The organism is Paracoccus sp. (in: a-proteobacteria), assembly GCF_046462195.1.
Lineage (GTDB): Bacteria > Pseudomonadota > Alphaproteobacteria > Rhodobacterales > Rhodobacteraceae > Paracoccus.
On sequence record NZ_JBKGUN010000223.1, the window covers coordinates 1 to 9,359 of the forward strand.

General features: G+C 64.6%; 9 protein-coding genes. 1 reads left to right on the forward strand and 8 read right to left on the reverse strand.

Going from position 1 to position 9,359, the window contains the following annotated elements:
* A partial coding sequence (locus ACLHHB_RS13885) for a Hint domain-containing protein (RefSeq protein WP_410218874.1) occupies positions 1 to 1,126 on the forward strand: 1,126 nt, incomplete at its 5' end.
* A gap of 98 nt (positions 1,127 to 1,224) precedes the next feature.
* Here the strand turns inward: ACLHHB_RS13885 and ACLHHB_RS13890 are convergent.
* The 8 genes from ACLHHB_RS13890 to ACLHHB_RS13925 form a co-directional block, all read right to left on the reverse strand.
* Positions 1,225 to 2,208, reverse strand: coding sequence for an aldose epimerase family protein (locus tag ACLHHB_RS13890; protein WP_410218875.1), 984 nt, complete (start codon positions 2,206 to 2,208; stop codon positions 1,225 to 1,227).
* Positions 2,205 to 3,035 carry an SMP-30/gluconolactonase/LRE family protein gene (locus ACLHHB_RS13895; RefSeq protein WP_410218876.1) on the reverse strand — a complete coding sequence of 277 codons (831 nt, stop codon included), beginning with the start codon at positions 3,033 to 3,035 and terminating at the stop codon, positions 2,205 to 2,207. Before ACLHHB_RS13895 ends, ACLHHB_RS13890 begins: the two co-directional genes overlap by 4 nt.
* A complete protein-coding gene (gene yjfF, locus ACLHHB_RS13900) occupies positions 3,032 to 4,006 on the reverse strand; it encodes a galactofuranose ABC transporter, permease protein YjfF (RefSeq protein ID WP_410218877.1) in 975 nt (324 codons plus the stop codon). The genes ACLHHB_RS13895 and yjfF overlap by 4 nt, the downstream gene beginning before the upstream one ends.
* Entirely contained in the window at positions 4,003 to 5,022 is a 1,020-nt protein-coding gene (locus ACLHHB_RS13905) for an ABC transporter permease (protein ID WP_410218878.1), read from the reverse strand. Before ACLHHB_RS13905 ends, yjfF begins: the two co-directional genes overlap by 4 nt.
* Positions 5,019 to 6,518 carry a sugar ABC transporter ATP-binding protein gene (locus ACLHHB_RS13910; protein WP_410218879.1) on the reverse strand — a complete coding sequence of 500 codons (1,500 nt, stop codon included), beginning with the start codon at positions 6,516 to 6,518 and terminating at the stop codon, positions 5,019 to 5,021. Before ACLHHB_RS13910 ends, ACLHHB_RS13905 begins: the two co-directional genes overlap by 4 nt.
* Before the next feature lie 54 nt (positions 6,519 to 6,572).
* Positions 6,573 to 7,532, reverse strand: a complete 960-nt coding sequence (gene ytfQ / locus ACLHHB_RS13915) for a galactofuranose ABC transporter, galactofuranose-binding protein YtfQ (RefSeq protein ID WP_410218880.1) — start codon at positions 7,530 to 7,532, stop codon at positions 6,573 to 6,575.
* A 542-nt stretch (positions 7,533 to 8,074) separates the two neighbouring features.
* Positions 8,075 to 8,986 (reverse strand): Gfo/Idh/MocA family protein, encoded by a 912-nt coding sequence (locus ACLHHB_RS13920; protein WP_410218881.1) that lies wholly within the window; start codon positions 8,984 to 8,986, stop codon positions 8,075 to 8,077.
* Positions 8,986 to 9,359, reverse strand: a 374-nt coding sequence (locus ACLHHB_RS13925) for a dihydroxy-acid dehydratase (protein WP_410218882.1), incomplete at its 5' end; no start/stop codon positions are given. The genes ACLHHB_RS13920 and ACLHHB_RS13925, both read right to left, overlap by 1 nt.

The following is a 9,359-nucleotide window of genomic DNA, read 5'->3' on the forward strand; positions in this document are numbered from 1 at the left end:
CGACGACAGCATCGACGGCGGGGCCGGAAACGACACCATCGACGCGGGCGACGGAAACGACACGATCATTGGCGGTGCAGGAGCCGATGTCATATCCGGTGGTGCCGGAAATGACATCATCGTGGGCGGCAGGTTGACTGCTGACGGTTACGTTGATGACGATGCCGCAGATACGCTCACGGGGGGTGCAGGCGCCGACACCTTCATCGTGGGCAACAACGACATCATCACCGATTTCACGGTTTCAGCCGATCCGGCCGAAACCGATACGGTCGATCTTTCAAGCTACTACAACCAGCAGAACCTCGCGATCATCAATCAGGCGCGCATCGCTGCAAACCTTCAACCTTACGGAAATCCCTTGGCGTGGCTTCGCGCCGACCAGGCCGATGATGGGGTGCTGAACAGCTTCAACATTGGGAACGGCTTCGATCGCGATTTTACCCTGACCGTTCAGAATGCCGGAACTGCCGTTTCAGCCGACCTTCTCGGAGAAGCGAGTACCAGCGTGACCTGCTTCACGTCAGATGTTCTTATCGAAACGAGCGAAGGACCTGTTCCTGCCGGAAAACTCCGAGTCGGCATGCTGGTCGAAACGCGCGACGCAGGCCTGCAGCCCATCCGCTGGATCGGTCGCCGCCGGATCTCGGCTGCCGAGCAGGCCGTGTCGCCCAACCTGCGTCCCGTCCGGATCCGCAAGGGTGCGCTGGGGCTGGGTCTGCCTGGTTCGGATCTGCTGATCTCTCAACAGCACCGCGTCCTTGTCCGGTCCAGCATCGCGCAAAGGATGTTCGGCGCTTCCGAGGTTCTGGTGGCCGCAAAGCATCTTTGCGAGGTGGATGGCATCAGCATCGTCGACCCCCTCGAGGAGGTCGTTTATGTCCACATGCTCATGGATAACCATCAGATCGTTTATTCGAACGGTGCCGAAACCGAGTCGCTGTACGTCGGCGCCGAGGCTGTCCGGAGCATCGATACCGCAGCCGTGCAGGAAATCCATGCGCTCTTCCCACAGCTTGCGTCAGGGGCAGTGGTGGCGCCGGCCCGTTTCTTCTGTTCGGGGCGTGAGGGACGCAGGCTGGCGCAGCGCCACGAAAAGAACGGCAGAATGCTGGTGTCCCAATAACACCTGACGCGGCCGGCGACAGGGAGGCCTGTCGCCGGCAAGACTGTCACGGACGATCGCGCCCATCCGCGACCACCATTAACGGCCCAAGCATCCGGTCACCGTGAGAAGCGATAACTGACCGTCATGTCGAAAACCTCTCCCGGCCGCAGGATGGCTTTCGGAAAATCGGGCTGGTTTGGAGCATCCGGCCAGTGCTGCGCCTCCAGTGCGGCACCGGCATGCGGACCGTAGACGCGCCCTTCCAGACCTTGCAGGTCGGACAGATGGACCCCGTCATACAGTTGCAGCCCGCAGGCCGTGGTGACGATGTCCATGGATATCCCGCCCTGCCCCGTCAGCCGCGCCACAGGACGCATCGGGCCCGATGACCTCGACAGGCAGAAATTGTGGTCATAGCCGGTATCGCCGATCATCCGTTCCCGACGAAAATCGAAGGGCGTGCCCTCGACCGGGGTTATCTCGCCGGTAGGGATCAGATCGGCGTCCACGGGCAGATAATGCGCGGCATCGATGTTCAGATGGTGGCACCGGACATCGCCGCCTCCGTCCAGGTTGAAGTAGCCGTGATGGGTCAGGTTGCAGGGCGTCGGCTGATCGGTTTCGGCCTGCAGGGTGATGCTCATGGTATCCTGTGACAGGGCGATGGTGGCTGCGATTCCCATGGTTCCGGGAAAACCCATGTGGCCGTCCGCCAGGGTCAGTCGAAGCATGACACGATCCGGCGCAAGGGTCTCGATCTGCCAGATTTGCAGGTCTGTCCCCTCCGAGCCTCCGTGCAGCGTGTGCCGGTCGCGAAAGTTCGGGTCGGTCTGATAGTCCCGGCCATCCAGCCGGAACCGCGCATTGCCGATCCGGTTGGCGAAACGACCGACAATGGCGCCCAGGTAGCGTCCGGCATCCAGATAATCGGCAACATCAGGGCAACCCAGCATCAGCGGATGATCCGCCTTGTCCCATCGCAGATCCTGGACAATGGCGCCCAGCGTCAGCACCCGCGCCGTCATCGTGCCGGACCGGAGGGTGACCGCGCGAACTTGGCGCCCGTCGGGCAACACGCCGAAGAGGATCGCGCCGCTCATAGGATCACCCAGGGTTCGGCAAGCCCGCGAACCGGCACGTGCAGCCGATAGGTCAAGCCTTGGGCAACGTCGGGTGCGTCAAGCCCCTGAAGCGCCGTCGTGACCAGCAGATCCTGCATGTCATCGCCACCAAAGGCAGGGCACGTGCTTTGCAACCCGCCCACCGGCCAGGCATGTGTCTGCCTGCCTTCCCGATCGAAACGCATCACCTGGCCCCTCCCCCAGATCGCACAGCAAAAGCCGCCCTCGGCGTCGATTACGGCGCCATCGGGATCGAGCCCCTCGGAGGACAGATCCAGGTACGAACGTCGCGGCCCTTGGGGCCAGCCTTCGGCGTCCACCGGCTGCGCCCAGACCTGCCGTGCAGCGGTGTCGGCGTAAAAGGCGGTTGTTCCGTCGGCCGAAAAGCAGATGGCATTGGGGATGCCCAGCCCCTCGACCACCCGCCGCACGGTGCCCCGGAAATAGCGATAGATGGCGCCGCGCCCCGGCTCGGCCTGCTTGCCCATGGTACCGATCCAGAAGCCGCCTTGCCGGTCGGCACGGCCGTCGTTGGACCTGTTGCCCGGGTCATCAGCCTCGATCGGCGCCAGATCCCGCAGGCTGTTGTCGCGCAGGTCCAGAACCGCCAGGCCCGTTTCGGTCGCCACGATCAGCCGGTCTTGGTCGATCACTCCCGCGGCCGAGGCCATGCGGTCGAACGACCGCTCCCCTCCGTCCCACAAAAGGCGACGGTCCAGGATGTCGAACCAGAAGAACTGCCGGCGCAGGGGGTGCCAGAACGCCCCTTCACCCAGTTCGCAGCGGCGGTTGTCGTGAACGATCATGCGGCACCTTTCGCCAGACGTGCGCGGGACAGCGTCAACAACCCCTTTTGCAGCAGGATGAAGGCCAGCAGCAACAGGCCGATCACGATCTTGGTCCACCAACTGGAGAGCGAGCCGTCAAAGACGATATATGTCTGGATCAGCCCCATCGTCAGCACTCCGACCAGCGTGCCGAACATGTATCCTGTCCCGCCGCTCAGCAGTGTTCCCCCGATCACGACGGCGGCAATCGCCGTCAGTTCGGTTCCCACGGCGGCGAGGGAATAACCTGAACCGGTGTAAACCGAAAACACGATCCCCGACAGGCCCGCCATCAGGCCCGAAAAGGCATAAACCAGCACCGTCGTGCGCCCCTGCCGGACACCCATCAGGCGGGCGGTCTGTTCGCCCCCGCCAAGGGCATAAACGCTGGCGCCGAAACGCGTCCGGTGCGCGATGATCATGCCCGCGATGACGGTCAAGACCATCAGCACGCCGATCAGCGTCAGCCGGCCCTTTCCCGGCATCAGCACATAGGCCCCCTGCAGCGCCTTGTAGAACGGGTGGGTGATGGGAACGGACTGGATCGACAGCATGTAGGCCGCGCCCCGTGCCAGGAACATCCCGGCCAGCGTCACGATAAAGGCGGGCATCGCCAACCGATGGATCAGAAAGCCCATCCCTGCCCCGAAGGCCGTGGTGAGCGCCAGAAGCGCCGCGAAAACCAACAGCGGATGCAGCCCCGTGTCGCGCAACAGCACCGCGATGAAGACGCCGGAAAAGGCGATGACCGATCCAACGGACAGATCGATCCCCCCGGACAGGATCACCAAGGTCATGCCGACGGCAACGATGCCCAGATAGGCGTTGTCCGTCAGAAGATTGCCGATCACTCGCGTGGACAGAATGTTGGGAAACTGCGTCCAGGCCAGAAGATAGGCGGCCAGAAAGATCAGGATCGTCGCATAAAGCGGCAGGGCGCGCGTGTTCACGTCCGGCTCCTTTCGGCGGATTTCGCGATGGCCTCGGCCCGGTGGCTGTCGCGCCACAACCGCCATTCGGCCGAGATGCGCGGCGATTGCAGGATCAGGATGACCAGCACCAGCGCCGCCTTGATGACGAGGTTGTATTCGGACGGAAAGCCGGCCAGCAGGATGCCGGTGCTGATCGTCTGGATGATCAGCGCGCCCAGCAGCGAGGCGATGACCGAAAACCGCCCGCCAAGCAGCGAGTTGCCGCCGATGACAACTGCAAGGATCGCGTCCAGCTCCAGCCACAGGCCCGCATTGTTGGCATCCGCGCCACGGATGTCGGCGGTCACGATGATGCCTGCCAGTGCCGCACAAAGGCCGGAGGCGACATAAACGGCGATCAGCAGGACAGTGGCGTTGACCCCGGCCAGGCCCGAGGCGCGCCGGTTGATGCCCACCGCCTCGATCAGCAGGCCCAGGGCCGTCCGCCGCATGAGCATCGCGACGGCAATGCCGGTTGCCATCCACAGCCAGACCGGAACCGGCAGCCCCAAGGCGACACCCGATCCCAGAAAGGCGAAGTCCGCGTTGCTGAAGGTCAGGATGCGTCCTTCGGTGATCAGCTGCGCCACGCCCCGGCCCATCGTCATGAGAATCAGCGTGGCCACAAAGGGCTGGATGCCCACGACCGCGACAAGAACGCCGTTCCAAAGACCCGCCGCAACCCCTGCCCCCAGCGCCAGTAAAAGGGCCGCACCCATTCCCCAGCCCGAGGAAATGGCCAGCGCCGCCACGGCCCCGCAGATGGCCATGATCGTTCCCACCGACAGGTCGATCCCCCGTGTGGCGATGACCAGCGTCATGCCGACCGCCAGCAAGGCGACCGGCGCGCCGCGTTTCAGCACGTCGATGACGGGGCCGATCAGGCGGCCATTCTCGAACTGGATGGACAGGAATCCCGGAAAGAAGATCGAGACCAGCGCCACCAGGGCAGCCAACGCGATCAGTTGCGGGGCGATGCGGTGCAGCAGGGTCATGCGGCAACCTCGTCACTGGCAATGGCCCGCATGATCTGGTCGCCCGTCACCTGGGCGCCTGTCAGTTCGGCCACGTGGCGACGGTCGCGCACGACGATGACGCGTTCGGCCACGGCCACCAGTTCGTCGATCTCGCTGCTGATGACCAGAACCGACATGCCACCTTGGGTCAGGGTCTTGATCAGGCGCAGGATCTCGGCGTGGGCGCCCACGTCGATGCCGCGCGTCGGCTCGTCCAGGATCAGGAAGCGCGGGTTCATGGCCAGCCAGCGCGCCAGAACGACCTTTTGCTGGTTTCCGCCCGACAGTTCCCCGACCGGCTTGTCGCGGCCGGAGGTGCGGATATCCAGCCGGCGGATGTAATCATCGGCCAGCCGGGTCTGCTCGGCCCGGGGAATGGGCCGCGCCCAGCCCCGGCGCGCCTGCAGACCCAGAATGATGTTTTCACGGATCGACAGGTCGGCCACGATCCCGTCGGTCTTGCGGTCCTCGGGGGCAAAGCCGAAGCCCGCGGCGATGGCCGATCGCGGGTCGCGCAGGTCCAGTGGCCCCTTGCTGTCGCGCGCCGTCCCGCTTTGCGCCGGCCTGACACCGAACAGCAGTTCCGCGGTTTCGGTGCGGCCCGAACCCAGCAACCCGGCCAGACCCACGACCTCGCCCGCGCCAACCTCCAGATCGAAAGGTTCGATCGCACCGGCCCGTCCCATGCCTTCGAACCGCAGCAAGGGTGCGGTGCCGGTCGTGATGGCATCCGCGCGCGGCTGGGCCACCTCCTCCTCCAAGGCGCGGCCCAGCATGTGTTCCACCAAGCTCATGCGGCTCAGCGAGGCTGTTTCGCAGGTGGCGACCTTGCGCCCGTTGCGCAGGATCGTCACCCGGTCTGTCAGTTCGAACACCTGATCCAGGAAATGCGACACGAAAACGATGCCCAGTCCCCTGTCGCGCAGGCCGCGCACCACGTCGAAGACCATCTGGACCTCGCGCGCGTCAAGGCTCGCCGTGGGCTCGTCCAGGATCAGGACCTTGCCCGAAATCTCGACCGCGCGGGCGATGGCCACGATCTGCTGGATGGCCACGGAATAGCTGCCGAGGTCCCGATCCACGTCGATCTCCAGGCCGTATCCCTGCAGGGTCGCGCGGGCCTGGGCGCGGGTGGCGCGGCTGTTGGTCAGGCCGAAACGCCGCGGCTCGCGGCCGAACATCAGGTTCTGGGCAACGGTCAGGTTGGGCAACAGGTTCACCTCCTGATAAACGGTGCCGATACCCAGTTCCTGCGCCTCGACGGTGGAACGCGGGTCGATCCGCGCGCCGTCCAGCGTGATGGTGCCGCCATCGCGCCGATAAGCGCCCGTAAGGCATTTGATCAGCGTGGACTTGCCCGCGCCATTCTCGCCCAGCAGGGCATGAACCTCGCCCGCAGCCAGATCAAAATCGACCTCGTCCAGCGCCCGGGTCCCGGGAAAGGACTTGGTCAGTGACCGGATGGAGAGAAGCATGCCGCGCCCTTTTTCATGAAGGCCGGGCCGCGGTTGCGGCCCGGCCGGTGACTGTCAGTAACCCAGATCCTTGCGGCGCTCGTATTCGCCCTGGGGATCATCCGCGGCCGTGTACAGCTTGGACTCGGTCTGAATGAACTTTGGCGGCATGGTGCCATCGGCCCAATATGCCTCGAGCGCATCAAAGGCAGGTCCGGCCATGTTCGGCGTCAGCTCGACCGTCGCATTCGCCTCGCCCGCCGCCATTGCCTGGAAGTAATCGGGCACCGCATCGATCGATACGATCAGAATGTCCTCGCCCGGTTTCAGCCCCGCTTCCTTGATGGCCTGGATGGCGCCCACGGCCATGTCGTCGTTATGGGCATAAAGCGCGCAGATGTCGCGCCCGCCGTTTTCGGCCTGAAGAAAACTCTCCATCACCTCCTTGCCCTGCGCGCGGGTGAAATCGCCCGTCTGGCTGCGCACGATCTCCAGGTTGTCATGGCCCGAGATGGCGTTCTCGAAGCCTGTCTTGCGGTCGATGGCGGGGCTGGAGCCCGTCGTGCCCTGCAACTCGACGATCCGGCATTCCTCGCCCGCGACCTGGTCGACCAGCCACTGGCCGGCCACCTCGCCCTCGTGCACCAGGTTCGATCCCACGGCAGTCAGGTAAAGGTCCTCCGAGCTGTCGACCTGACGGTCCATCAGCACAACGGGAATTTCGGCCTCCTGCGCTTCCTGCAGCACGGAGTCCCAGCCGGTCGCCACCACCGGCGCCAGCAGGATCGCGTCAACCCCCTGGGCAATGAAGGACCGAATGGCCGCGATCTGGTTTTCCTGCCGCTGCTGCGCGTCCGAAAACTGCAGCTGAATGCCGCGCTCCTCGGCCTGCTGGCGGGTCAGCGTGGTTTCCGCAGCACGCCAGCCCGATTCCGAGCCGATCTGCGAAAAGCCGACAGTCTCGCCCTCGGCCCATGCGGCGGTGGTCGATATCGCCAGTGCGGCGACTGTTGTCATCATGGTTTTTCTGGTCATGTGATCCTCCCTCTTCGTGATGTGAGTGTCTGTCGGTGCGGCCGTCTCCTCTCAGCCGCGCAAATCCTCCGGCAGCAGAGCCTCGGGAATTTTTGGAAAGCGGCGCGGCCATCGAAAGCGCCGGTTTTGCCAGGAATGGACGATCGTGTCGCGCCAAGACCGGTCGCGACACCGATAAGACTTTGCCAGCCCTTCGGGCATCCAGCCGGTCGCATGCCCGGAACTGCCCCTCGCTGGCAGACTGCGGTCCTGCGATACCTGTTCCCTTGGGCCATACATCAGCCGACCCGGGCAAGTCCGTTTCGTCCGGACCCGTTGGAACAGATGCCTCAGTTCCTGTCTTGATCCGATCTGCAACGGCGCACACATCGCCCTGAAGGCCGAGTGTGAATTCAGCGACATGTGCAGCCTGATCAGCCCGCTCGACCCTCTCGAATGCATCGTGTTGATCCGTCCCTGCCCCGAATGAAGAGACCGAACCTGCGTCTCCACCCGGCCAGCTTTCTCGGAATGAATGAGTGGATCGGTGCATGGATCTTCTTTCAGAATTCGAACGGGTCCACGGTCATCCGGCGGCCAAGGGTGAAGGCATCGGCGACCAGCACCATCGGTGACAGGTCGACGTCAGAACTGCCCTGACGCACCAGTTCGGCCATGTGGGCGTAAAGGGCAGGATATTCCCCTATAATGCTGTCCTGCCCTTCGATGCGTTGACCATCGGCTTCCAGGATGTTGCCGCCCATGCGCAGGGCGATCTGGCCGGCATCGGTCTGGAACTCCATGTCCCATGTTTGCGGACCTTCCTGGCGGAAATCGAAATCGGCCGTGATGTCCGGCGACAGGGACAAATTTGCGGCAATGGGGGCCTGCCGATTGGCCGGAAAGTAGAGGTCTGCACCGGTCAGGCGAACGGGATGCGGCAGGATTTCAGTCAGGATGGACAGCGCATTGATGCCGGGATCAAAGACCCCCATGCCGCCCGCCTCGAGGATCCACTCCTGTCCGGGATGCCATTTACGCACATCCTCGCGCCAAGTGATCCGGCCGTGTCGGATGACTCGCCCCGCCAGCCGCGCCTTGGCGGCCGCAACGCCGTGGGCCATGCGGCTGTGCCAGGTCGCAAACAGGCTGACACCTTGAACCTGCGCCAGATCGCGCAGGATGTGCACCTCGGCCAAGGTTGCACCCGGGGGCTTTTCCAGCATCAGGTGCCGTCCCGCCCGCAGCACCACCTGCGCCGCGGCAAAGCGCGGCACCGGCGGCAGGCAAAGGCTGACCGCCTCGACCTCCGGGTGCTCGGTCAGCATCCGTTCCAGATCCGTGAAGGCCTCGACCCCCGGCACGGTGCCATGGCGCGAGACGGTCGCGGCCAGATCCCAATCCGCGCTGGCCTGCAGGGCGGGCACATGCTGGTCCAGCGCGATCTTGCCGATACCGACGAGGGCGATCCGCATCAGTGGCTGTCCTTTCCGACCGGATTGCCGCGGCATCCCTTCAGGAAATCCAGGTCCGCACCCGTGTCCGCGCCCATGACATGAGCCTGGTGCAGCCATGCATAGCCGCTGGCGGGCTGGTCCGGCAACGGCCGCCAGGCCTCCAACCGGGCGACCAGCTCCGCATCGGGGATGTCGAGGTGCAGGCGGCGGTTGGGCACGTCCAGTTCGATCATGTCGCCATCACGCACCACGGCCAGCGGGCCACCCGCCGCCGCCTCGGGGCTGGTGTGCAGCACGACCGTACCATAGGCCGTTCCCGACATGCGCGCGTCCGAGATGCGGACCATGTCGGTGATGCCCTTCCGCAGGACCTTGGGCGGCAGGCCCATGT

Excerpts from the sequence above, each read along its gene's own strand:
- ACLHHB_RS13890 (WP_410218875.1), bottom strand. The coding sequence starts at position 2,208 with ATGAGCGGCGCGATCCTCTTCGGCGTGTTGCCCGACGGGCGCCAAGTT.
- ACLHHB_RS13895 (WP_410218876.1), bottom strand. The coding sequence starts at position 3,035 with ATGATCGTTCACGACAACCGCCGCTGCGAACTGGGTGAAGGGGCGTTC.
- ACLHHB_RS13905 (WP_410218878.1), bottom strand. The coding sequence starts at position 5,022 with ATGACCCTGCTGCACCGCATCGCCCCGCAACTGATCGCGTTGGCTGCC.
- ACLHHB_RS13910 (WP_410218879.1), bottom strand. The coding sequence starts at position 6,518 with ATGCTTCTCTCCATCCGGTCACTGACCAAGTCCTTTCCCGGGACCCGG.
- ytfQ (WP_410218880.1), bottom strand. The coding sequence starts at position 7,532 with ATGACCAGAAAAACCATGATGACAACAGTCGCCGCACTGGCGATATCG.
- ACLHHB_RS13920 (WP_410218881.1), bottom strand. The coding sequence starts at position 8,986 with ATGCGGATCGCCCTCGTCGGTATCGGCAAGATCGCGCTGGACCAGCAT.